25 protein-coding genes, 1 tRNA gene and 2 pseudogenes are annotated in these 20,209 nt (G+C 69.9%); 22 read left to right on the top strand and 6 right to left on the bottom strand.

What is annotated here, in order from left to right:
- Window positions 1-246: 246 nt before the first annotated feature.
- Entirely contained in the window at window positions 247-534 is a 288-nt protein-coding gene (locus tag ACH4PU_RS07390; protein WP_398267419.1) for a hypothetical protein, read from the bottom strand.
- Between the two features lie 80 nt (window positions 535-614).
- Between ACH4PU_RS07390 and ACH4PU_RS07385 the strand changes: the two genes are divergently transcribed.
- The gene (locus ACH4PU_RS07385) at window positions 615-1,355 is read left to right on the top strand and encodes a GntR family transcriptional regulator (protein WP_398267416.1); all 741 of its coding nucleotides are present in this window, start codon (window positions 615-617) and stop codon (window positions 1,353-1,355) included.
- Here the strand turns inward: ACH4PU_RS07385 and ACH4PU_RS07380 are convergent.
- Together ACH4PU_RS07380 and ACH4PU_RS07375 are read right to left on the bottom strand one after the other, a co-directional pair.
- Window positions 1,345-2,112: a glycosyltransferase family 2 protein gene (locus tag ACH4PU_RS07380; RefSeq protein WP_398267413.1), complete on the bottom strand. Its 768-nt coding sequence runs from the start codon at window positions 2,110-2,112 to the stop codon at window positions 1,345-1,347. The two genes, ACH4PU_RS07385 and ACH4PU_RS07380, sit on opposite strands and share 11 nt — an antisense overlap.
- Window positions 2,106-2,894, bottom strand: a complete 789-nt coding sequence (locus tag ACH4PU_RS07375) for a GntR family transcriptional regulator (protein ID WP_398267410.1) — start codon at window positions 2,892-2,894, stop codon at window positions 2,106-2,108. The genes ACH4PU_RS07380 and ACH4PU_RS07375 overlap by 7 nt, the downstream gene beginning before the upstream one ends.
- A gap of 332 nt (window positions 2,895-3,226) precedes the next feature.
- Between ACH4PU_RS07375 and ACH4PU_RS07370 the strand changes: the two genes are divergently transcribed.
- From ACH4PU_RS07370 to ACH4PU_RS07310, 13 genes and pseudogenes are all read left to right on the top strand, one after another.
- The gene (locus tag ACH4PU_RS07370; RefSeq protein WP_398267407.1) at window positions 3,227-3,610 is read left to right on the top strand and encodes a hypothetical protein; all 384 of its coding nucleotides are present in this window, start codon (window positions 3,227-3,229) and stop codon (window positions 3,608-3,610) included.
- 88 nt (window positions 3,611-3,698) lie between these two features.
- Window positions 3,699-4,004 (top strand): hypothetical protein, encoded by a 306-nt coding sequence (locus ACH4PU_RS07365; RefSeq protein ID WP_398267404.1) that lies wholly within the window; start codon window positions 3,699-3,701, stop codon window positions 4,002-4,004.
- Window positions 3,974-5,236, top strand: a complete 1,263-nt coding sequence (locus tag ACH4PU_RS07360; protein ID WP_398267401.1) for a hypothetical protein — start codon at window positions 3,974-3,976, stop codon at window positions 5,234-5,236. The genes ACH4PU_RS07365 and ACH4PU_RS07360 overlap by 31 nt, the downstream gene beginning before the upstream one ends.
- 131 nt (window positions 5,237-5,367) lie before the next feature.
- Window positions 5,368-7,446 (top strand): cell division protein FtsK, encoded by a 2,079-nt coding sequence (locus ACH4PU_RS07355; protein ID WP_398268474.1) that lies wholly within the window; start codon window positions 5,368-5,370, stop codon window positions 7,444-7,446.
- Between the two features lie 139 nt (window positions 7,447-7,585).
- Complete coding sequence (locus tag ACH4PU_RS07350; RefSeq protein ID WP_398267398.1) at window positions 7,586-7,837, top strand: hypothetical protein; 252 nt, start codon at window positions 7,586-7,588, stop codon at window positions 7,835-7,837.
- Between the two features lie 17 nt (window positions 7,838-7,854).
- A complete protein-coding gene (locus tag ACH4PU_RS07345; protein WP_185944337.1) occupies window positions 7,855-8,049 on the top strand; it encodes a hypothetical protein in 195 nt (64 codons plus the stop codon).
- Between the two features lie 25 nt (window positions 8,050-8,074).
- A complete protein-coding gene (locus ACH4PU_RS07340) occupies window positions 8,075-8,311 on the top strand; it encodes a hypothetical protein (protein ID WP_398267395.1) in 237 nt (78 codons plus the stop codon).
- A gap of 112 nt (window positions 8,312-8,423) precedes the next feature.
- A complete protein-coding gene (locus ACH4PU_RS07335; protein ID WP_398267392.1) occupies window positions 8,424-9,044 on the top strand; it encodes a hypothetical protein in 621 nt (206 codons plus the stop codon).
- Window positions 9,041-9,385, top strand: a complete 345-nt coding sequence (locus ACH4PU_RS07330; RefSeq protein ID WP_398267389.1) for a hypothetical protein — start codon at window positions 9,041-9,043, stop codon at window positions 9,383-9,385. Before ACH4PU_RS07335 ends, ACH4PU_RS07330 begins: the two co-directional genes overlap by 4 nt.
- Before the next feature lie 91 nt (window positions 9,386-9,476).
- Window positions 9,477-10,367: a bifunctional DNA primase/polymerase gene (locus ACH4PU_RS07325; protein ID WP_398267386.1), complete on the top strand. Its 891-nt coding sequence runs from the start codon at window positions 9,477-9,479 to the stop codon at window positions 10,365-10,367.
- The gene (locus ACH4PU_RS07320) at window positions 10,364-11,371 is read left to right on the top strand and encodes an AAA family ATPase (protein ID WP_398267383.1); all 1,008 of its coding nucleotides are present in this window, start codon (window positions 10,364-10,366) and stop codon (window positions 11,369-11,371) included. Before ACH4PU_RS07325 ends, ACH4PU_RS07320 begins: the two co-directional genes overlap by 4 nt.
- Before the next feature lie 53 nt (window positions 11,372-11,424).
- Complete coding sequence (locus ACH4PU_RS07315) at window positions 11,425-11,634, top strand: excisionase family DNA-binding protein (RefSeq protein WP_398267380.1); 210 nt, start codon at window positions 11,425-11,427, stop codon at window positions 11,632-11,634.
- Window positions 11,634-12,806 (top strand): annotated as a pseudogene (locus ACH4PU_RS07310) (tyrosine-type recombinase/integrase). Before ACH4PU_RS07315 ends, ACH4PU_RS07310 begins: the two are co-directional and overlap by 1 nt.
- A 592-nt stretch (window positions 12,807-13,398) precedes the next feature.
- Here the strand turns inward: ACH4PU_RS07310 and ACH4PU_RS07305 are convergent.
- Window positions 13,399-13,911: a GNAT family N-acetyltransferase gene (locus ACH4PU_RS07305; RefSeq protein WP_398267377.1), complete on the bottom strand. Its 513-nt coding sequence runs from the start codon at window positions 13,909-13,911 to the stop codon at window positions 13,399-13,401.
- Window positions 13,912-13,925: 14 nt separating this feature from the next.
- Entirely contained in the window at window positions 13,926-14,699 is a 774-nt protein-coding gene (locus ACH4PU_RS07300) for a GntR family transcriptional regulator (protein WP_398267374.1), read from the bottom strand.
- A 247-nt stretch (window positions 14,700-14,946) separates the two neighbouring features.
- Here ACH4PU_RS07300 and ACH4PU_RS07295 point away from each other — a divergent pair, with 247 nt between their 5' ends.
- The 4 genes from ACH4PU_RS07295 to ACH4PU_RS07280 are packed head-to-tail and all read left to right on the top strand — an operon-like array spanning window position 14,947 to window position 17,987.
- Complete coding sequence (locus ACH4PU_RS07295) at window positions 14,947-15,198, top strand: hypothetical protein (protein ID WP_398267371.1); 252 nt, start codon at window positions 14,947-14,949, stop codon at window positions 15,196-15,198.
- Window positions 15,195-16,628: a replication initiator protein RepSA gene (gene repSA / locus ACH4PU_RS07290; RefSeq protein ID WP_398267368.1), complete on the top strand. Its 1,434-nt coding sequence runs from the start codon at window positions 15,195-15,197 to the stop codon at window positions 16,626-16,628. The genes ACH4PU_RS07295 and repSA overlap by 4 nt, the downstream gene beginning before the upstream one ends.
- Window positions 16,621-16,824 carry an excisionase family DNA-binding protein gene (locus ACH4PU_RS07285; protein WP_398267365.1) on the top strand — a complete coding sequence of 68 codons (204 nt, stop codon included), beginning with the start codon at window positions 16,621-16,623 and terminating at the stop codon, window positions 16,822-16,824. The genes repSA and ACH4PU_RS07285 overlap by 8 nt, the downstream gene beginning before the upstream one ends.
- Complete coding sequence (locus ACH4PU_RS07280) at window positions 16,824-17,987, top strand: tyrosine-type recombinase/integrase (protein ID WP_398267362.1); 1,164 nt, start codon at window positions 16,824-16,826, stop codon at window positions 17,985-17,987. Before ACH4PU_RS07285 ends, ACH4PU_RS07280 begins: the two co-directional genes overlap by 1 nt.
- 51 nt (window positions 17,988-18,038) lie before the next feature.
- Here the strand turns inward: ACH4PU_RS07280 and ACH4PU_RS07275 are convergent.
- Window positions 18,039-18,112 (bottom strand) — tRNA-Gly (locus tag ACH4PU_RS07275).
- A gap of 258 nt (window positions 18,113-18,370) precedes the next feature.
- Between ACH4PU_RS07275 and ACH4PU_RS07270 the strand changes: the two genes are divergently transcribed.
- The 4 genes and pseudogenes from ACH4PU_RS07270 to ACH4PU_RS07255 all read left to right on the top strand — a co-directional run bounded on the left by ACH4PU_RS07270 (window position 18,371) and on the right by ACH4PU_RS07255 (window position 20,177).
- On the top strand, window positions 18,371-18,535 hold the full coding sequence (locus ACH4PU_RS07270; protein ID WP_004947509.1) for a hypothetical protein: 165 nt from the start codon (window positions 18,371-18,373) through the stop codon (window positions 18,533-18,535).
- Window positions 18,536-18,619: 84 nt separating this feature from the next.
- Window positions 18,620-19,195 carry a dCTP deaminase gene (gene dcd, locus ACH4PU_RS07265; RefSeq protein ID WP_004947512.1) on the top strand — a complete coding sequence of 192 codons (576 nt, stop codon included), beginning with the start codon at window positions 18,620-18,622 and terminating at the stop codon, window positions 19,193-19,195.
- Between the two features lie 48 nt (window positions 19,196-19,243).
- Window positions 19,244-19,468, top strand: a pseudogene (locus ACH4PU_RS07260) (phosphoribosyltransferase); the annotation flags it as partial.
- Between the two features lie 211 nt (window positions 19,469-19,679).
- The gene (locus ACH4PU_RS07255; RefSeq protein WP_360633485.1) at window positions 19,680-20,177 is read left to right on the top strand and encodes a phosphoribosyltransferase; all 498 of its coding nucleotides are present in this window, start codon (window positions 19,680-19,682) and stop codon (window positions 20,175-20,177) included.
- The last annotated feature ends 32 nt before the right edge of the window (window positions 20,178-20,209 follow it).

Raw genomic sequence — 20,209 nt, 5'->3', positions numbered from 1 at the left:
TGGGCGCCGCCGAGCGTGGTCGGCAGCATGGGACGGGCGAGGACGGTCTCCCGCGTGCAGGGCCGCGCGAGGGCGGTCGCAACCTGAGACGGTTCTCGCGGCGGGAGACCCGCCGGAGCGTTTCCCTGCTCCTCGGCCGGACCGGCCGCGCGGTGGCCCGGAGTCCGGTGGAGCTGGACGGCGGTAACAGCCGTTGCCGCGTCCGTGCGAAGGCGGCGCGAAGTCGTTCGAGCACCTGTCAGCTCCTTATGGCTGATCGCGGTGGGGGCCCCGGGCGGTCTTCGCCGCCGGACGGGGGTTCTTGAGGACGGCGGCCCAGGCGACGAGGCCGCGCGGGCTGCTGGCGAGGCCGAACCAGTCGGCCGTTCCGAGCAGCGTCAGGAGTTCCTGCCAGGACTGGCGCGAGTGCGACGCCGAGTCCGGGACCTTCATCTCGATGAGCGTGTGGTTGCCGCGGTCCCTCTTGCGGGGTGTGAGGCCGGCTGCGGCGAAGCGGCGTACGAGCGCTTCGGCACGAGCTTCGGGTGAGGGCACAAGGCGGTCCTCCGTCACAGCAAAGTTACACGGTGTGATGCTGGTTAACTAGGTTAGAGCTAGTGGACTAGATTTCCAACATGCGTGAGCAGCCGCCTTACCTCCGCATCGCCGACGTGCTTCGGCAGCGGATCGCGGATCAGGAGTGGACGCCCGGGACGCGTCTTCCGTCCCGCGCCCAGATTGCCCAGGAATGCGGTGTCGGCGAGAACGTCGTCCGCCGGGCACAGGAACTCCTGATCTCCCAGGGCGTTCTTGAGGGGCGCGCGGGCTCGGGCACCTACGTGGCGAAGCCGCGGGAGCGGGCGCGTCTACTGCGCTCGGGGTGGCGGGACGGGCAACCCGGTGACGGCTTCGGGCTCGGCCCACGAGCCACCTGGGAAAGTCACAGCGAGGCGAAGGTGCCGGCTCCGGGACCCATCGCGGCCCGCCTGGCGGTCGACGTCGGCGAGTTGTGCGTGCGCACCGCCTACGAGTTCATGGGCGACGGCCGGCCCGCCCAGCTCATGACTAGCTGGGAGCCCTACTCCCTCACCGGCGGCACGATCGTCGTGCTGCCCGAGGGCGGGCCGCTGGCGGGCAAGGGTGTGCCCGCCCGCATGGCCGAGATCGGGATCACCGTCAGCCACGCCGAGGAAGCGGTGGAGGCGGGGCAGGCCACCGCCGAGGAGGCGAACCTCCTCGGCGTGCAGCGCGGTTCCCTCGTCACCCGCGTCCGGCGGACGTACTACGGCGACGACGGGCGGCCGGTGGAGACCGCCGACATCGTCGTCCCGGTGTCGGTCGGCGAGATCGTGTACGAGGTGCCGGTCAACCCGTGATCGGGTAGCGCCAGTTCGAGTACGACAGGGCCCGGGCGCGGGCCTCGATGACGGCCATGCGGGCGTCGCGTTCGCCGGCGTCGGTGTGGGTCGCCTGGCTCGTGGCCTGTCCGGGCCACTTGCGGTAGAGCAGGCCGACTTCGCGTGTGAAGTAGCCGCGGGCCACGCTGTTGAGGGCGAGCAGGAGCCCGGTGTCCTCGGACGCCGGCAGGGCCATCCAGCCGCCGAGAGCCAGCAGCAGATCGTGGCGGATGAACAGGGTCGCCGGGTGGACCTGGGCCCGGTAGTTGTGCGCCTGCCAGTGTTCCAGCACCTCGCCGCGCTCGATCGGCCCCTCGTCCGGGTCCTGGTCGAAGCCGAACGTCGAGCCGTCGGGGAGTAGGTCCAGCACGCGGGACGTCGTCCACCCGAGGGTGGGGTCGCCTTCGAGCACGGCCAGGTCGCGGGCCAGGGCGCCCGGCGTCAACTGGTCGTCGGCGTCGAGCACCTTGACGTACTCGCCGTCCGCGTGCGCCAGGGCCATCATCCGGGCGACGCCCGGACCGCCCGGTCGGCCCTGCTTGAAGGTGACGCGAGGGTCGTCCGGTATGTGCGGGGCCACCGCGTCGCTCGTGCCGTCCTCCTGGACCACCCAGTGCCACTCCCAGCCGTCCGGGAGCTCCTGCGCGCACAGCGACTTGTAGGCGTCCGCCAGGTAGGGAGCGGCGGGCTCGTGGACGGCCGTAATGATGACGAGCCGGCGCACGGCGGTCACCACCTTTCCAGGGGAGTGGTGAAGAGCATTTCCGTGCGGTCGCCGGGCAGGACGACGTCGGAGATCTCAACGGGGCGATCGTCGACGTCGATCGACGTCTTCCGGAGGACCAGGACGGCGGTCCCGGGCGGGAGGTCGAGTTCCTCCGCTTCCTCCGCGGTCGGGGGGCGTGCCGTGACGCGTTCCTCCATGCGCCCGAGCTCGATGCCCACCGTGAACAGCTGGTTCTGGGTACCGCCCGGCCAGGGCTCGTTCGCCGCGTCCAGCAAGGCCGGGTTCGCCGCCACCATGTCGCGGACGAGGTAGGAGGTCACGAGGGTGAAGGGAGCGCTCTCGGCCCGGTAGCGGGTGCGGTAGGTGCGTTCCAGGAGGGTCGTCCCCTCGGAGACGCCGAACGCCTCCGCGAGCTCCTTGTCGGCCGGGATCTCGCGGTACGCCGCCTGGAACTCCAGGTCGGGGAGCTCCAGGCCGGTGTCGTGCTCGGTGGCTCCGGTCTCCGCGCGCTTCTCCTCCGGCTCGCGGACCCGGTCCTTCTCCCACTGATGGCGGAGGTTCGAGCGCTGCACCAACGTGCGCGGGCGCCGGACGAAGTTGCCCCGGCCGTGCTCCTTGTCGATCAGCCCCTCGGCCTGGAGGAGGCGGAGCGCGTCCCGGACGGTCGGGACGCTTCGACGGTAGCGCTCGGCGAGTTTCGCCTCTGAGGGCAGCCGGTCGCCGGGGACGAGTTCACCTGCGCGGATGGACTGGCGGAGGTCGTCCGCGATGCGCTCGTACGCCTTGGCCATTGGTGCTCACCCATCCCGTCGTGCGATGGCCCTCAGCATACGAGTCATCAAGAGGTCTTGACGAGTCGGTGGGCGTCCGCCATAGTCAACGCAACTCATAAAGAGGAGTTGTCTTCAAGACCTCCTGATGAGTTGCTCCGCCTTGGTGACGGCTGCTTCGCGGCTCGCGCATCAGGGCGACGAGTGATCCCCTTCGGGGCCGTCACCAGCGGCGGCGGTGCCGGAGGGGCGCGTCCCCCCGGTGTTCCAGCCGGCGAGCCGCGGTGGAACCGCACCGGTGCGGCACGTACCGCCCTCCGGTTTCCGGCCTCTGATCCCATGGGGGGACCCAGATGAAGCGCGCGATCAAGCTCTCGATCGGTGACGTCGTCCGTGACCGCGACAGCAAGACGCTCGGCACGGTGTCCGGCATCGCCGCCCAGGCGACCGGCAACCTCGTGGCCCTGCAGGTCACCGGCGGCGTCCGGCTTGTCGAGCCGAAGGACGTCGAGATGGTGGCCCGCCGGTCCGAGCCGATGACGACCAGGCGGGCCGTGGGAACCGCGACCGCCTTCGTCCTCGCCCTGCTCGTCGCGTACCTCGGCGGCAACACCGTCTACGGGCTCGGCGCGGACTGGCTCGTCGTCGGCCTGACGAGCCTCGGCGGCTACATGGCCGTGTCGTACCTCTACGGGGTCGTGCTCCGCCTCGTGCGTCCCCGGCGGTTCCGCGTCTGATAGCCCAACTCGGGCCGGCGCGGTGATCGACGGGTCAACGGAGGCTCACCGCCCGGCTCTCCATCCCACCGACGGCGCAGGAGAGACGATGCGTTCGTACGTAGAAGACCAGCAGGGCAACGAGGTTTTACGGGTACAGGGCCGGGCGTTCTCCGGGAGCCGGCCGTCCCTGGAGGGTTTCAGGGAGCTTTTCCACGGCGTCCCGGGCGAGACCGCCGAGGAGCGGGCGGCCCGCCTGGCGGTGGCCGAGTCCGTCCTCACGGAACTCCTGGAGCTGGGTGAGACGGACGAGGTCGCGGCGGAGGACGCCTTGTACGCCACCCACCTCAACAGCACCGCGCTGTGGAGGGTGAAGATCGACGCGTGGCCGAACTGGGCCAAGAGGGCGGCGTGATGATCGCGTCCCTGCCCTCCTGGGCTCCCGCCGCCGGCTCCGCGGCCGCCGTCCCGGCCGTCTGGCTGATGTGGCGGGGGCTGCGCGGTCGGCGCGCCGGCCGGAAGCGCGGTTCGGTCGCTGTGGTCGTGGCCGCGCTGGCCGCCGCCGGCTGCACGGCCTACAGCGCCGACACCAGCTGGCGGTTCGCCGCCGACTACCTCGACATGGGGAGCGCGGCCGAGCGGGCGGCGATGTTCGCGGCCGCGGAGCTCGCCCTCTTCGCCACCGCGCTCATGGCCCGGCAGAACCTGAACGGGCCCACCGGAGCGCCCGGCGCCCCCGGACTGCTCGTCTGGGTGATCACCGGCGTGCAGGTCATCCCGGCGTACGCCGAATCCGGCGCGGTCGGCGGAACCGTGCGGGCCTTCGTCGGGCCGGTCATGGCCGCGATGCTGTGGCACCTGGCGATGGGCATCGAGCTCCGCCACCGCCGCCCGGAAGCGAAGTCCCAAGGTCTTGTCGCGGTGCTGGGCAAGGAACTGCGGGAACGGCTCCTCTCGCACCTCGGCGTCGCCGAGCGGAACCGCGACGCGGCGCAGATCACCCGCGACCGGGCCACCGCGCGGGCGGTCGCACTCGCCGCCCGCCTGGCCGACACGGCACCGGAGAAGCGCGCGACTCGGCGCGGCCGGCGGCTCAACCGGCGGCTCGCGGTGGCGGTGGCGCGGGCGTCCGTGGGCGTCGACGCCGAACAGCGGCGCCGGCTGCTCGAACAGCTCGCCGCCCGGCGGCACGCGGCCGGGCTTGCCACCGTCGAACTCCCCTCGCCGTGGGCCGACTCCGCTCCGGACCCCGCCGCATCCGCCCTGGCCGCTCAGGTGCGCGACCAGATGCGCCAGGCGACGGAAGCGATCCGCCGGCAGGGGTACCCGCATCTGCCCCGAACCACGGAAGTCTCCGCTGATCAGGGGGTGAACGGCTCGGACCGTTCACCTGAACGCCCCGAGGGCCCCGCAGGAGACGAGCCGACCGCGAAGTTGAGCACCGCCGACGCTCAAGCGGTCATCGAGAACGGTTGGACCGCCGGCCTCAGCGTCCGCGAGACGGCGAAGCGGGCCACCCGCGCGCCCAGTTACGTGCACGGCGTCTTCGTGAGGCTCGACACCGAGCGCGGGCGGCTGCCAGGGGCCGGACAGCTCGCCCTGGTGAACGGCCAGGGGGAAGCCCTGCCCGACGCGGCCGATTCCTGATTCCCCTCCTGCACGCGGAAATCCCGGTCCGGCCATGCCCTTTGACGGGCTGCGCCGGGCCCCACGAGGAAGGACTGTCAGTGCGACACGAGGACGACGGTCGAGACCAGCGCACCGGCGACGAGGGAACGGTGCACCACCTCAACGACGTCCGCGCCGCCCGTTCCCAGGCGGTCACGCAGGACCCCGACACCATGGTCATGGTCGACGGTCCGGCCCCGGCGGCTCCCGGCTTCATGGCACGGATCACCGGCGCCAAGCGCCGCCCGATCGTCCCGTCGTGGATGCGCGACCGGGCGGAGCTGAAGACCGCCGCGACCTGGGCCGCCGGCCACTACGGTCACGTCACCGCGTACCACCTGTGGCGTTCCCCGGTGTACGCCGCGCGCCTCACCCTGCAGGCACCGCGCGGCGCCGCCCGCTTCGTCGGCGGGACGATGCGGTGGGTGTCCGACACCGAAGGGGAGCCGGTCCGCCGCGCCGCGGTGCGGCGAGAGGACGTCGGCGAGTACCTCAAGCTCTGCAGGCAGCGGGACGGCCGGGTGCGGCTGCGGACGCTCGTCGCCGTCCTGGCGTCGCTCGTCGGTCTCGGGGCCGCGCTGGCCTTGTACGTGCTGGCCCCCGGTTGGCTCCAGGCCGTCTCCCTCGGCGCCCTGGCGCTGGCGCTCGGCCACTTCGGCACCCCGGCGGATGCCCCCGTGATCACCCGCGCCGTGGAGACGCCGAAGACGCAGAAGCTCACCAGTGACATCGTGCTGCGGGCCCTCGGCGCTCTGGGCATCTCGGCCATCGGCCAGGCGCAGAGCAAGGGCCAGGACGGCTTCGTCTTCACGGCCCCCATCACACGGGACGGCCCGGGCTGGCGCGCCGAGGGCGACCTCCCGTACGGCGTGACCGTCACGGACGTGATCGACCGCCGCGACCGGCTCGCGTCGGGTCTCCGCCGGCCGCTCGGCTGCGTCTGGCCGGAGGCCGTGCCCGAGGAGCACACCGGCCGGCTCGTGCTGTGGGTCGGCGACCAGGACATGTCGAAGGCCGAGAAGCCGGCGTGGCCGCTGCTGAAGGGCGGCGCCGTCGACCTGTTCAAGCCGGCTCCCTACGGCACGGACCAGCGCGGCCGCTGGGTCGACGTCACCCTCATGTACATCTCGGGGATCATCGGCGCCATCCCGCGCATGGGAAAGACGTTCCTCCTCCGGCTGCTCCTGCTCGTCGCCGCCCTGGACCCGCGCGCCACCCTGCACGCGTTCGACCTCAAGGGAACCGGTGACCTCGGCCCGCTGGAGCGCGTCGCCCACAGCTACCGCGCCGGCGACGAGGACGAGGACATCGATTACGCCCTGGCAGTGCTCCGCGGCATCCGGGAGGAACTGCGCCGCCGGGCGAAGGTGATCCGCAACCTGCCGCGGGACCTCTGCCCCGAGTCCAAGGTCACCAGCGAGCTCGCCGACAACAAGTCCCTGGGCCTGCACCCGATCGTGATCGGCGCGGACGAGTGCCAGGTGTGGTTCGAGCACCCCAAGCACGGCAAGGAGTTCGAGGAGATCTGCACGGACCTCGTGAAGCGGGGGCCCGCTCTCGGCATCACCCTCCTCCTCGCCACCCAGCGGCCCGACGCGCGGTCCCTGCCCACCGGCATCTCGGCGAACGCCTCCAACCGGTGGTGCCTCAAGGTCATGGGGCAGATGGAGAACGACATGGTGCTGGGCACCTCCGCGTACAAGCGGGGCGTTCGGGCGACGATGTTCGCGTGGGGTGACAAGGGCATCCACTACTTCGTCGGCGAAGGCGCCGACGCCCGGATCGTCGCCGCGGCGTACGTCGACGCCCCGGTGGCCGACGCGGTGGTGGCCCGCGCATTCGCGCTGCGGGAAGCGGCGGGCACCCTCACCGGCCACGCCCTCGGCGTCGACCCCGTCGCCGAAGCCGTCGCCGCCTTCGACCTCCTTCGCGACATTCTCGCCGTCGTCCCCGCGAACGAACCGAAGGTCTGGAACGAGACGGTCGTCGGGCGCCTGGAGGAGCTGCGACCCGACGTCTACGCCGGCTGGGCAGCCGAGCAGCTGACCGCCGCGCTCAAGCCCTTCGGGATCGAGACCGTGCAGATCGGCCGGCGCCTCAACGGCAAGGTCGTCAACCGGCGCGGCATCGTCCGCGCCGACATCGCCGAAACCATCGCCGACCGTGACGGAAGGCCGGAAGCGGGATGACCGCCGGGGCCGCCGGCGCTAGCAGCGCACCCCGCTAACGTTAGCGGCCCCGCTAGCACCCAGAACCTGCTGTGACCTGGCCGCTAGCGGTTAGCGGCCCTCCCCGAGCACGCCCCTGAACCGGCCCGGGAGGCCCCTGATGAGCTCCACCCTCTCCGCTATACCCGCCCTGCTCCTCATCACGTTGTGTTACGCCGCGCTCTGCGCCGTCAGTCCCCTCGGCACCTGCCGGAAGTGCCGCGGCTTCGGCTTCCAGGTCCGGAAGAACCGCCGCGGCCGGATCACCCGCGGCCGCGACTGCCGCCGCTGCCGCGGCTACGGCAAGCGCGTCCGCGTCGGCCGCCACCTCTACAACCTCGCCTCGCGGGTCCACCGCGACGGCACCCGCTGACTCCGAAGGAGCCCACCGTGTTCGTGTCGATCTCGGCCCTCGCGCTGTTCGGCGTGCTCCTGGCCCTGCTCCTCCGCTTCAAGGCCCTGGGCATCGGCGCCGCCGTGGTGGCCGTCCTCTTCGGCTTCTACCTCTCCCGGACCGGCGCGGCCGGCTCCATCGACCAGATCATGACCGCCCTGAGCGGCGCGGTCCGCGACTTCGGCAAGTGACCGACCAACCGACAAGGAGACAACCATGTGCGAGTGCCGGACCACCGTCCCTCGCGTCTCCCTGATGGCCGCCGCGGAACTCCGCGACGTCCTCAACGCCCTCGAACGCGGTAAGGGACCGGTCGCCATCGCCGCCCTGATGGCCATCGACCCCGAGTCCTGGCAGGCGATCGAGCACCGCCTCGCCGCGGCCGGCGGCGACCTCCGCGCCCTGCTGGAGGCGGCCGACGAGGGCGACACCAGCCGGTACGCCCTCCGCTGACGCCTGTCTGACGGGCCCCCGTGCGGCCTCAACTCCCCTTCGTCCGAAGTTCGGAGGTGAGGCCGTGCGGAGGACCGGACAGCCCGGCCCGAACGAGCAGGGAGGACCATTCGTGACCAAGCCTGCTGTTGCCTGGTTCCAGAGCCTGACCGAGAGCGTCTTCGCCCTCGGCGCGGCGGCTAGGGAACTGCGCATGGCCAACGACGCGGCCCGCGTCGCCGCCTGGAGCGTCGACCAGCACCGCTTGCTCCCCGTCAACGGTGAGCTGAACGTTCCCGAGAACCCCTTCTTCCGCCCGCACGACGCCGCCGTGTACCAGTTGGGCAACGCCTACCGGCAGTTGGAGAACTGCACGAAGCGGCTGTACGAGAACACCGCCCTCGCCTATGCCCATGGTGCGGCTGCGGCGGCGCTGGCCGTACTCCGGGGCGAACGCCCGCACCGCGCCGAACTGCAGCGCGAGAAGGGCCAGTACACGCTGCCGGCCACTGGCCTCCCCGACCCGACCGGCCTTCTGGGCGGGTGGAACGGCGGCCCCCGACTCGTCGAGCTGCGTCGTGTGCTCCTGCAGCGCCAGGACGAGGCCGACGCGGCTCGGGAGGAGCCGCGCTGCGGGGCGGACGAGTTCGTGGTGGGGCTCGCCGACGCCGCGTACGCCTTCGGCGAGCAGGCCGAGAGCGCCCTCCACTTCGCCCTCATGACCACGAGCAGGAACGACGAGGAGACCTGGTGACCACGGAAGCGCCCACCCCCGGCCCCGCCACCGCGTACGCGGACGCCCCCAGCATCATCACCGAGATCGGCTGGGTGGCGAGGCAGCGAGGCTCGCAGGCGGACCGTGAGTTCTGGCTCCGCAAGGCCGCCGTGTTCGACCGCATCGCGCTCAAAGAGGCGGCGAGCTACGCCCCGGAGGTGGCGGCGCCGGCGATTGAGGCCGCCGCCGACGCGGCGCTCCAGCTGGTGCGCTACGACGCCACGCACGAGGGGCTGAGTCTGAGGGGCTTCGAACTGGTCACCGCGGACGACCACCGCGAGTACGTCCGCCGCGCCTACCTGGCCTGGAGCCGTTCGTAGGTCTGCGAATCCCGGGGCAGCGGTCGACGGGTCAAGGACGCCCGCTGCCCCGGCCTCCCATCCCAACCAAGACACAGGAGGTGTCACCAGCATGCCTCACAACAGCTCTCGCCCGCTGCTGGACGCCGCTCTTGCGGCGGCCGAGCGCGGCTGGAGGGTCTTCCCGATCCGGCACGGCGGCAAGTGCCCGGCGGTGCGAGCGTGGGAGCGGCGGGCGACGACCGATGTCACGCGCATCTCCCGCTGCTGGACCGCGTCCCCCTTCAACGTCGGCATCGCCACCGGCCCGTCGAAGCTGGTCGTGATCGACCTGGACGTGCCCAAGCACGGCCAGGACCTGCCGCCCGCCGGAACGCCGCCGAGGGTGACCACCGGCGCGGACGCGCTGTCCCACCTCGCGGCGGAGCACGGGCAGCCGTTCCCCGCCGACACCCACACCGTCCGGACGGCCGGCGGTGGAACCCACCTCTACTTCGCCGCGCCGCAGGGCGTCGAGCTGCGCAACACCGCGGGCACGCTCGGATGGAAGATCGACACCCGGGCGGCGGGCGGCTGCGTCGTCGGGGCTGGCAGCACCGTCAACGGCAAGCCGTACACCCGCGTCATCGACGTCACCCCGGCCCCGCTGCCGCACTGGCTGCTCGACCTGCTCCGACCGGCGAGCCTGCCCCCGCAGAAGCCGGTGACCGTGTCGCTCGGCTCCGACCGCCGCAGCGGCTACCTCAAGGCGGCCGTGAACGGCGAGCTGGCCAAGGTCGCCAACTCTCCGGCACACGGCCACAACAACGCCCTCTACCTCGCGGCCGTCGCCCTCGGGCAGCTCGTGGCCGGGGGAGAACTGAGCGCTGCCGACGTGACTGAGTGGCTGGTGGTGGCCGCGCTCCGCGTCGGCCAGAGCGACCGCGAGGCCCGACGCACGATCGCCTCGGGTCTGAAGGCCGGCGCCCGCCGCCCGCGGACCGTGGCGAGGAGGGCGGCATGACCGAGCCCCAGCCGCACCTCTACTCCACCCACGCGGAGCCGCAGCCCCTCCAACCCGCCCAGCAGCGCATCCGTACCGCCTGGACGGCGGACGAGCTGATGGCGGCGGAGTTCCCCGAGCCGCGCTGGGCGGTGCCCGGGATCATCTCCGAGGGCGTGAACCTCCTCGCCGGTCCGCCGAAGGTCGGTAAGTCCTGGCTGTCCCTGGGCCTGGCCCTCTCCGTCGCCGCCGGCGGCCAGGCAATGGACACCGTCCCGGTGGAGGGCGGCCCGGTGCTCTACCTCGCCCTGGAGGACACCCCGCGCCGGCTCCAGACGCGCATGCGGAAGATCCTCGGCGGCGAGCCGGCGCCGGCCGCGCTGACGCTGGCCACCTCCTGCCCGCCCCTCCCGCAGGGCGGCAACGAGGCCATCGCTCAGTGGGTGGAGCGCAACCCGGACGCCCGGATGGTGATCGTGGACGTCTTCGCGAAGATGCGCGGCCCGTCCGCGCCGGGCACCTCGGCCTATGACGCCGACTACGCCGCGGTCGGCCACGCGAAGCGGATCGCGGACCACTACGGCATCGCCATGGTCCTGGTCCACCACGTCCGCAAGGCCGGCTCCGACGACTTCCTCGCCGAGGTCTCCGGCACCAACGGCCTGGCGGGCGCCGCCGACGCCACCCTCGTCCTCAAGCGCTCCCGCGGCCAGGCCGACGGCGTCCTCCACGTCACCGGCCGCGACGTCGACGAGGCCGAGTACGCCCTCCGCTTCCACGCCGAGGCCGGCGCCTGGCAACTCCTCGAAGGCCCGGCCGCCGCCCACACCATCGGCGACACCCGCGCCACCGTCCTCCGCTACGTCCGCGACCACCCGGGCGCCAAGCCCAAGCAGATCGCCGAGGGCACCGGCCTCGACCCCGCCCTCGTCCGGCAGACCTGCTCCCGGATGACCAACGACGTCCAACTGATCCGTGACAACGGCGGATACGCCGTGCCGTCGGTGGATGGGGGACAGGCGTGACGAGTCACAGCAGTCACAGTGTCACAGCACAAGAGCGGAAGGAGAGCCACAAGGTGGCGGAACGCCTGCTGACTGTTGCAGAGGTAGCCGAATGGCTTGGCACGACCGAGCGGTTCCCGCGCCGCCTGATCGCCGAGCGGCGGGTGACCTTCGTCAAGGTCGGCAGGCACGTCCGCATCCCGGAAAGCGCCCTGGTGGCCTTCATCGAGAACAACACCGTCCAGCCCATCCACCGCCGTCCGCGCTACGGGAGGGCCGCCTGATGGGCAACAACCAAGGGAAGCGCCGTCGGTTCGGTGCCGTGCGTCAGTACCGGTCGGGTCGGTGGACAGCCAGTTACCGGGCACCGGACGGTGAGGAGCATCGGTCGCCGGACACCTTCGCGACGAAGACCGACGCGGAGATCTGGCTGTCCCAGATCGAGGCGGACCTCACCCGGGGCAACTGGCAGGACCCGAACGCCGGCGCCGTCAACTTCACGGTGTACGCGTCGCAATGGATCGCGGAGCGGGGCCTGTCGCCGACCACGGAAGAGTTGTACCGGCGGCTGCTCCGGCTGCACCTGGCCCCGACGTTCGGCGTGTGGGACCTGGACGAGATCACGCCGCCGCGCGTGCGTACCTGGAGGACGGAGCGCCTGACCACCACCGGGGCTCCGACGACGGTTGCCAAGGCGTACCGCCTCTTGAAGGCGATCCTTGAGACGGCGACCGAGGGCGAGCTGATCCGCCGGAACCCGTGCCGGATTCGAGGCGCCGGCCGGGAGCGTGCGAAGGAGCGTCCGACCGCGACCGTCGCGCAGGTGGACGCCCTCGCGGATGCCGTGGGCCCTCGCTGGCGGCTCATGGTCTAGCTCGGCGCCTACGGTCCCGCGCGCCCTGAGGAGCAGGCAGAGGCGCGGCGGCCTGACGTCAGCCTCGAACCCCTGGGGCTGTGGGTCCGCCGTGCCGCGCCGGAGCTGTGCACCGGGCGGCGGGCGGTCGGTGAGACGAAGTCCGAGGCGGGCAAGAGGTTCATCGTCCTGCCGGAGTTCATGCGCAAGGATGTCGTACGCCACCTGAACTAGTTCGCGGAGAAGGATTCGAACGGCCTGCTCTTCGTCGGGGAGAAGGGCGCCCCCTTCCGGCGCTCGACCTTCGGGCGGAAGTGGCGGAAAGCACGGGCCGCGGTCGGCCTGCCGGACGACTTCCGCTTCTACGACCTGCGCCACACCGGGCACACGCTCTCGACCCGTTCCGGTGCGACGCTCAAGGACACGATGGTCCGCGCCGGCCAGTCGTCCGAGCGGGCAGCGATGATCTATCAGCACTCGGAGACCGAGCGGCAGCGTGAGGTGGCCGACGGGATAGACGCCCGGGTCAGAGCGGAGCGGGAGAAGGCCGCCGCCGCCGAGCGGGACGCACCTTCTGGTGCGGATCTGGTGCAAGACGCCTAGCGTGGTCCAGACAACGAAGAAGCCCCAGGCCGCTGGCCTGGGGCTTCTTGCAAGAGCGGGCGACGAGAATCGAACTCGCGCTCTGAGCTTGGGAATCGCGGGCGATCTCGTGGCTTCTCGGTCCTGACCTGCGGATAAGCCGTGGATGTGGGTCTGGTGGAGCTGCCACTTACCCCGTCGTTCACCGTTACTTCCCGGTGCACCGGGCACGCCACGGGCACGGGATTCTGATGCCTGCGATTACGGCGACGGTAAGCCGGCGGACTGCGTGAGGGGTTGGGGAAGAGTTTGCCCGTTGGTGATCTGCGGGGCGGGAGCATGAAGGGGGGCCATTACACTTGTGCCAATGGAGAGGGCTACTGCCCTCACCGCAGCGAAGCGCCCCTCGGCCCCCCTTCTTGCTTCCGGAGGGGCCCCGCTGATCAGCAACGGGCAAAGTCTTCCTCGGCCCCGCCCTATCGTGGCGCGGGTCCGCCGCCGGGCTGCCCGGCGCCGTAGGCAGGCCGGGCGAGCCCGAGCGAGCGGGTCCGCGCGCCGCGCCGTGCGCGGCGGGGCCTTGATGAGGTAGAGAAACCTGTAACCGGTTACCTGGTCATGGAGTTGGGGCGACGAGGCAGAGAGCCGAAGTCTGTTCGCCGTTTCCGTAGGTGTGCATCGTTGTTCCGATGATCCGAAAGCCGAGCCGTTTGTACAACCGGATGGCTGCCTCGTCCTTGGTCATCACGTCGCCCACCAGGCGGAGCCCTTGGCGGTGCGCATAGTCGGTTGCCACTCGGATTAGACGTTCACCGGTGGAGCGCCCTCGCGCTTCCGCGAGTACGAAGAGCCGGGCTAGTACTGCAACTTGCTCTTTGCTGGCGCCGTTCTGCTCGGTCCACATGGAGACGGCGCCTTCGTCGTTGGGGCGCATTACCGAGATGTGACCAACGATCTTGCCGTTCACCTCCGCTACCCATGCGGCAAGGACATCCGCTGATCGCAACCAACGCTCAGGCTGGTCAACCCCTTCAACCGGGTACCCATCGGTGGCGTGTACTTCGACCAAGGCTGCTGCTGCGCCGGGAAGGTCCGCGTCTTCGAAGGGGCGGACTATGGTGCTTGCCATATCGGGCTCCTCGTTTACTCGACGGGCAGTTCGTACAGCAATCCGGTTTGGTCCGCGCGGTGCACGTACCGAGAGACTTCGAATGGAACTCCCTCTTGGTCCAAGCTCGTATGAAGGACTTCAAGAACCGGGACGCCAGGCAGGAGGTCGAGTACGGAAGCCTCTTCGGGCGTTGGCATCCGAGCACTAATCTCGTCGCGTACGCGGGTCATGACGTGGCCCAGCTCTTCAAGTCGACCGTAGATCCCGTCCTTTCCGGTCTTCGGCTGCATGAGCAAGGTCCCTTGAGCCTCGTCCCATCGGAGATAGGTCGAGACGATCTGAACGGGTTCGTCATCAGCGAAGTAGTGGTTTTCCCGATGGATCACACTTGCTTCGCTGGCAGAGACGTTCAGTCGTTCGGCGACATCACGCGGTGGGACTTCCTGAGCGATACTCACGACGTCAATGCGAGCGACTTTGCCCTGCCTCTGGGCTTCGAGTCGAAACGGCGTAAGGCCGGTCTCACGATTTTTTAGCGAATAACGATCGCTGCCAAACCGGAAGAGTCGTCGGGGCTCCCGCACGAACACTCCGCGCCCGTGGCGTGCCGTCACCAGCCCTTGCTCGGCCAGGAGTCGGATCGCCTCCCGAGCGGTGTTCCTGGCGGCGCTGTACTGCTCCGCCAGAGCCCGCTCCGAGGGCAATTTGTCCCCGGGCGAAAGCTGCCCGGACTCGATGGCAGTGCGCAGAGCCTCCGCAATGCGCCTGCTCGCTGGCGGCTGTGGGGAGGTCCCGGGTGTGCTCATACATGCAGCATAGCAACTGGCTCAAGCCAGTGCCTTGACGCGCGGAGTCCTCGTCCTCCAAACTGGCTTAAGCCAGCACTGGCTCAAGCCAGTTGGACGCGCCGGAGTGGTGTCCTACCGCCAAGCAGTCACCACCCCGGCTCCCTCGAAGGGAGTCTCCATCATGCCTGGAACCTTGGTTGCTTCGCGCCCTCAGCCTGCGGTCTCGGTCGCCCCGAGCGACTGTCCGTCTTGCGCTGGGACGCTCGTGGACCTGGACGTTGATGGTTCGCTGACGGGCTTCGTCGGCGCTCTCGTCCCGTGCTACTGCACGACCTTCAGTGAGGGTCAAAGGCCGCTGTGCGCCTGCCACATCGAGGGCTATCCCCTTGACGGCGGCTTCACCGGCTGGGTCGTTGACCTTCCTCTCAACGACGACACGCCGTTCTTCCGTCCGTGCTCGGTGCACTCGCCTGCCCGTGCGAAGGCCGTCGCTAAGTTGCTGGTGGGTGCCGCATGACGGTATTCCCCGTTCCCCTGGAGGCTGCGGCTGATGCTGCGGCCTCCTTGGGCACCGACCCCATGACCATGGTCGACTTGCTCCGGGTCGCGAACTCGCCGGGCTTCGACCGCTGGCAAGAACAGGTCCGCCGCACCGGCGGTTGTGCCCAGCCGATCCGCCTCATGGGCCAGACCGTCACCCGCGACGCACGGACCGGGGACGTCTTGTACTCCTACAGCACCGAGCGTGAGCCGGGCGGCATGCTCCGGGTCGCCTGCGGCAACCGCCGGGCCTCCCGCTGCCCCTCGTGCGCCTGGACCTATGCCGGGGACGTCTACCACCTGATCCGCGCGGGGATCACCGGCGACCCCCGCATGGGCATCTCCCGGCAGATCCGCCAGCATCCCGGGGTCTTCGCCACGCTGACGGCTCCCTCCTTCGGTCCGGTCCACAACCGGCCCGCCTCCGGCCGCTGCCGCTGCGGGACCCAGCATGCGGAGGGCGATCCGGCACTTGGCACGGCACTGGATTCTGACCGCTACGACTATGCCGGGGCGGTGCTGTGGAACAACCATGCCGGAGACCTGTGGCGCCGCTTCACGATCTACCTGCGGCGGGAGATCGCCGCCCGTGCGGGCCTGTCCCAGTCGGCTCTGCGGGAGGTGTGCCGGGTCTCCTTCGGGAAGGTGGCTGAGTTCCAAAAGCGCGGGGCGGTGCACTTTCATGCGGTCATCCGCCTGGACGGTCCCGACGGTGCCGACAGCTGCCCGCCGGCGTGGGCCACGGTCGCCCTCCTGGACGCGTCGATCAAAGCGGCTGCCGCCCGCGTCGCCGTGCCCGTCCCTGCGGCCGAGGGGTTCCCGGCCCGGGTCCTGCGGTGGGGTGCCCAGGTGGATGTGCAAGCCATCGGCGGCCTGGAGGGTGTTGAACTGACCGATGGTGCGGTCGCCTCCTACGTGGCCAAGTACGCCACCAAGGCGGCCGAGACGACCGAGACCGTAGACCGCCGGATCGGGGAACTGGCCGAACTCGACGGCTTGCCCCTGCCCACGCACACGCGGCGGCTGATTGAGGCATGCCGGTACCTGGACGACGCCTATCCCGGTCGCTTGCTGTGGCGCTGGGCTCACATGCTCGGCTTTCGCGGGCACTTCATGACCAAGTCGCGGGCCTACTCCACCACCCTCGGCGAACGTCGTCAGGTCCGCGCCGACTACCGCGCCCGCCAGGAACGCCGCGAACGAGGGCTCCCTGAGGACCTCGACGACACGGAGGGGGCCACGTTCGTCCTCGCGCACTGGACCTACGCCGGGCAGGGGCACACCCCCGGCGAGTCCTGGCTCGCCGCACAACTCGCACGCGAAATCCGGGCCAACCGCGAAACCGCCCGCGAAGCACTTGCCGACTGGTCTGCACCGGACGAAGAGGGGGAGTGGTGGCATGTCTGATCGCCTGCTGACCGTGGAAGAGGTTGCCGACCGGTTGGGGACGTCGGTCCGGTTTCCCCGGCGGCTCATCGAGGAACGGCGGATCGAGTACGTCAAGATCGGTCGGCACGTGCGCATCCCTGAGCGGGTTGTCGAATCCTTCATCGCGGCGCACACGGTTGCGCCTGCAGTCAGGCGTCTGCGGGGTGTGGCCTGATGGCAGGGAAGAAGCGTTCGTTCGGTCGGGTTCGCAAGCTCCCGTCCGGGCGGTATCAGGCGCGCTACTTGGGGCCCGACGGTATCGACCGGCCGGCGCCCCGTACTTTCCGCACGAAGCGGGAGGCGGATGACTGGCTTGCGGACCGCCAGAGTGAGATCCGCGCGGGTGACTGGCAGGACCCTGATGCGGGGGCGGTGGACTTCAAGGTCTACGCCCTGCAATGGGTCGAAGAACGCGGGCTCGCGCCGACCACGGACGAGCTGTACCGCCGACTGCTGCGGCTCCACATCTTGCCGACGTTCGAGGGCATGAACCTTGACGAGATCACCCCTCCACGGGTGCGGACGTGGCGTGCCGAACGGTTGAAGACGACCGGGGCCGCTACGACTGTGGCCAAGGCGTACCGCTTGTTGAAGGCGGTCATGGAAACGGCGGTGGAGGACGAATTGATCCGCCGGAACCCGTGCCGCATCAAGGGGGGTGGGAAGGAGTCGGCGAAGGAACGGCCTACCGCAACGGTTGAGCAGGTGGACGCCTTGGCTGACGCCATGGGGCCGCGCTGGCGGTTGATGGTCTACATCGCCGCGTACGGCCCTGCTCGACCGGAGGAACAGGCCGCGCTGCGCCGTAGGGATGTGGACGTGGAAAACGTCGGGGTGTGGATACGCACAGCCGAACCGGAACTCACCACCGGCCGTCGCGCACCGGGCGACACCAAGTCGGCCGCCGGGAAGCGCTTCCTCGTCCTGCCGAAGTTCATGGCGGTCGACCTGGTGCGGCATCTCGCCTGGTACGCGGAGAAGGAAGCGGACGGTCTGTTGTTCGTAGGGGAGCGAGGCAAGCCGTTCCGGAGGTCCACGTTCGGGCGGAAGTGGCGTAAGGCGCGGGCGGCGGTGGGGCTGCCGGACGACTTCCGGTTCTACGATCTGCGGCACACCGGGCATACACTCTCGACACGATCGGGCGCGACGCTCAAGGACACGATGGTGCGCGCCGGCCAGTCCTCGGAGCGCGCCGCGCTGATCTATCAGCACTCGGACATGGAGCGGCAGCAGGTAGTGGCCGACGGTATCGACGCGCACGTCCGCGCCGAGCGACTGAAAGCCACGGCGGTCCGTGATCAGAAGCGATCGGGCACGCATCGGGCACGGAACGCCTAGTGTGGTCCAGACAACGAACAAGGCCCAGGTCGGTGACCTGGGCCTTTCGTATGGAGCGGGCGACGAGAATCGAACTCGCGCTCTGAGCTTGGGAAGCTCATGTTCTACCATTAAACTACGCCCGCGAGGACGCCCCATCAGGGCGTCGCATCGTCGCACACTGTACCCCATTCGAGCCCCTCGGCGCACGTGCCGCAGGGGGCTTTTTCGTTTGCGGGGGTGGTGTGGAAGGGGTGAGGACGGGGGCGTGGGGTGCGGGAGTTGGGGCGTACCGTGGGGCGCGGTGGTCGGCCCTGGGGGTGGTGGGAGTGCCGCGCGCGAGCGCGTCCCATACATCCCCTAATGTGGCTTTTGTCTTTCACGTCCATGGGGAAAGGGACTCGATGGAGCGCACCGTCGTCCGTTGTGCCGAGGGGCACGTGTTCAGCACCGCTTCGTTCCCGATGCAGAACCTCGGTCCCGGCCGGATCGGTCCCGGCCGTCTGCTGCGCTGTCCGCGCTGCGCGCGGCTGCGGCACTCGGTGCCGGTGGGGCAGCAGAAGCGGTGATCGCCGCGCGCTGAGCGGCAACGCGGGCCCGGTCCGGTCAGGACCGGGCCCGCGTCGTCCTTCTTCTCCGCGTATCCTCGACCCGTGCTTCTCTCAGACAAGGACATCCGGACCGAGATCGACGCCGGCCGGGTGCGGATCGATCCGTACGACGCATCGATGGTGCAGCCGTCGAGTATCGATGTGCGCCTCGACCGTTACTTCCGGGTGTTCGAGAACCACCGGTACCCGCACATCGACCCCGCCGTGGAGCAGGCGGACCTCACCCGTGAGGTGGTGCCGGAGGGGGACGAGGCGTTCATCCTGCACCCCGGCGAGTTCGTGCTGGCCTCGACGTACGAGGTCATCACGCTGCCCGGGGACATCGCCTCGCGGCTGGAGGGCAAGTCCAGCCTGGGCCGGCTCGGCCTGCTGACGCACTCGACCGCGGGTTTCATCGACCCGGGGTTCTCCGGCCATGTGACGCTGGAGCTGTCGAACATGGCGACGCTCCCGATCAAGCTCTGGCCGGGCATGAAGATCGGGCAGCTGTGCATGTTCCGGCTGACGTCGCCGGTCGAGCACCCGTACGGGTCCGCGAAGCACGGTTCCCGCTACCAGGGCCAGCGCGGTCCGACGCCGTCGCGGTCCTTCCAGAATTTCCATCGCACGCAGGTCTGACCGCGCAGTCGCGCAGGTCCGACGACCAGGGAACAGGGCGAAGAGCAAGTGAGTGACATCCGCGAGAACCTGACCTACCCGATCTTCGGGCAGGCCATCCGGGAGCTGGCCCAGACCGTCGCGGACGACGGCTACGAGCCCGACATCATCCTGTCCATCGCGCGCGGCGGCGTCTTCGTCGCCGGCGGCCTCGCCTACGCGCTGGACTGCAAGAACATCCACCTGGTGAACGTCGAGTTCTACACCGGTGTGGGTTCGACGCTGGAGATGCCGCGCAAGGCCCGGTGTAGCCATCACCGGGGCGAACTCGGGATGACGTTGGTTGTCCCGAGTAAATCACACGGTCGGGTGCGTGGCGGGGTTTCCCGCAGGTCCACGCGTCGCCCTGCTGCCGCTGCTCGATGTGCCGGCGCTCGCCGTCCGGCCGGCCGTATCTGAATCACCCCGAGTGCGGCTCTGAGGGCTGCGAAGGACACTGAACGCTGTGACTGACGTACGCGAAACGCTGAACTACGAGGGCTTTGGCCGGGCGGTGCGCGAGCTCGCGCAGACGATCGCCGACGATGGGTACGAGCCCGACATCATCCTGAGCATCGCCCGCGGCGGCGTGTTCGTGGCGGGTGGTCTGGCGTACGCGCTCGACTGCAAAAACATTCACCTCGTGAATGTTGAATTTTACACAGGAGTGGGCACCACTCTTGAAATGCCCGTTATGTTGGCCCCTGTGCCGGAAGCGATCGATTTCACCGATAAAAAGGTGCTGATCGCCGACGACGTCGCCGACACGGGCAAGACGCTCAAGCTCGTGCACGACTTTTGCCTCGGCCACGTCGCCGAGGTCCGCTCGGCCGTGATCTACGAAAAGTCGCACAGCCTCGTGAAGTGCGAGTACGTGTGGAAGAAGACCGACGACTGGATCGAGTTCCCGTGGTCGACCGAGCCGCCGGTCGTCAAGCGCGAGGGTCAGGTGCTCGACGCCTGACCGGCGCTCGCCGCTGAACACGACTCCGCCCG

Origin of the sequence: Streptomyces sp. NPDC021100, assembly GCF_044333095.1 — a bacterium.
GTDB lineage: Bacteria > Actinomycetota > Actinomycetes > Streptomycetales > Streptomycetaceae > Streptomyces.
This window is presented reverse-complemented; position numbering and strand designations above follow the sequence as displayed.

What these genes read in the sequence shown, in the direction of transcription:
- ACH4PU_RS07270 (WP_004947509.1), top strand. Translation starts at nt 18,371, where the DNA reads ATGGAGCGCACCGTCGTCCGTTGTGCCGAGGGGCACGTGTTCAGCACC.
- repSA (WP_398267368.1), top strand. Translation starts at nt 15,195, where the DNA reads ATGACGGTATTCCCCGTTCCCCTGGAGGCTGCGGCTGATGCTGCGGCC.
- ACH4PU_RS07300 (WP_398267374.1), bottom strand. Translation starts at nt 14,699, where the DNA reads ATGAGCACACCCGGGACCTCCCCACAGCCGCCAGCGAGCAGGCGCATT.
- ACH4PU_RS07320 (WP_398267383.1), top strand. Translation starts at nt 10,364, where the DNA reads ATGACCGAGCCCCAGCCGCACCTCTACTCCACCCACGCGGAGCCGCAG.
- ACH4PU_RS07370 (WP_398267407.1), top strand. Translation starts at nt 3,227, where the DNA reads ATGAAGCGCGCGATCAAGCTCTCGATCGGTGACGTCGTCCGTGACCGC.
- ACH4PU_RS07375 (WP_398267410.1), bottom strand. Translation starts at nt 2,894, where the DNA reads ATGGCCAAGGCGTACGAGCGCATCGCGGACGACCTCCGCCAGTCCATC.
- ACH4PU_RS07280 (WP_398267362.1), top strand. Translation starts at nt 16,824, where the DNA reads ATGGCAGGGAAGAAGCGTTCGTTCGGTCGGGTTCGCAAGCTCCCGTCC.
- ACH4PU_RS07350 (WP_398267398.1), top strand. Translation starts at nt 7,586, where the DNA reads ATGAGCTCCACCCTCTCCGCTATACCCGCCCTGCTCCTCATCACGTTG.
- ACH4PU_RS07305 (WP_398267377.1), bottom strand. Translation starts at nt 13,911, where the DNA reads ATGGCAAGCACCATAGTCCGCCCCTTCGAAGACGCGGACCTTCCCGGC.
- ACH4PU_RS07340 (WP_398267395.1), top strand. Translation starts at nt 8,075, where the DNA reads ATGTGCGAGTGCCGGACCACCGTCCCTCGCGTCTCCCTGATGGCCGCC.
- ACH4PU_RS07325 (WP_398267386.1), top strand. Translation starts at nt 9,477, where the DNA reads ATGCCTCACAACAGCTCTCGCCCGCTGCTGGACGCCGCTCTTGCGGCG.
- ACH4PU_RS07285 (WP_398267365.1), top strand. Translation starts at nt 16,621, where the DNA reads ATGTCTGATCGCCTGCTGACCGTGGAAGAGGTTGCCGACCGGTTGGGG.
- ACH4PU_RS07385 (WP_398267416.1), top strand. Translation starts at nt 615, where the DNA reads ATGCGTGAGCAGCCGCCTTACCTCCGCATCGCCGACGTGCTTCGGCAG.
- ACH4PU_RS07365 (WP_398267404.1), top strand. Translation starts at nt 3,699, where the DNA reads ATGCGTTCGTACGTAGAAGACCAGCAGGGCAACGAGGTTTTACGGGTA.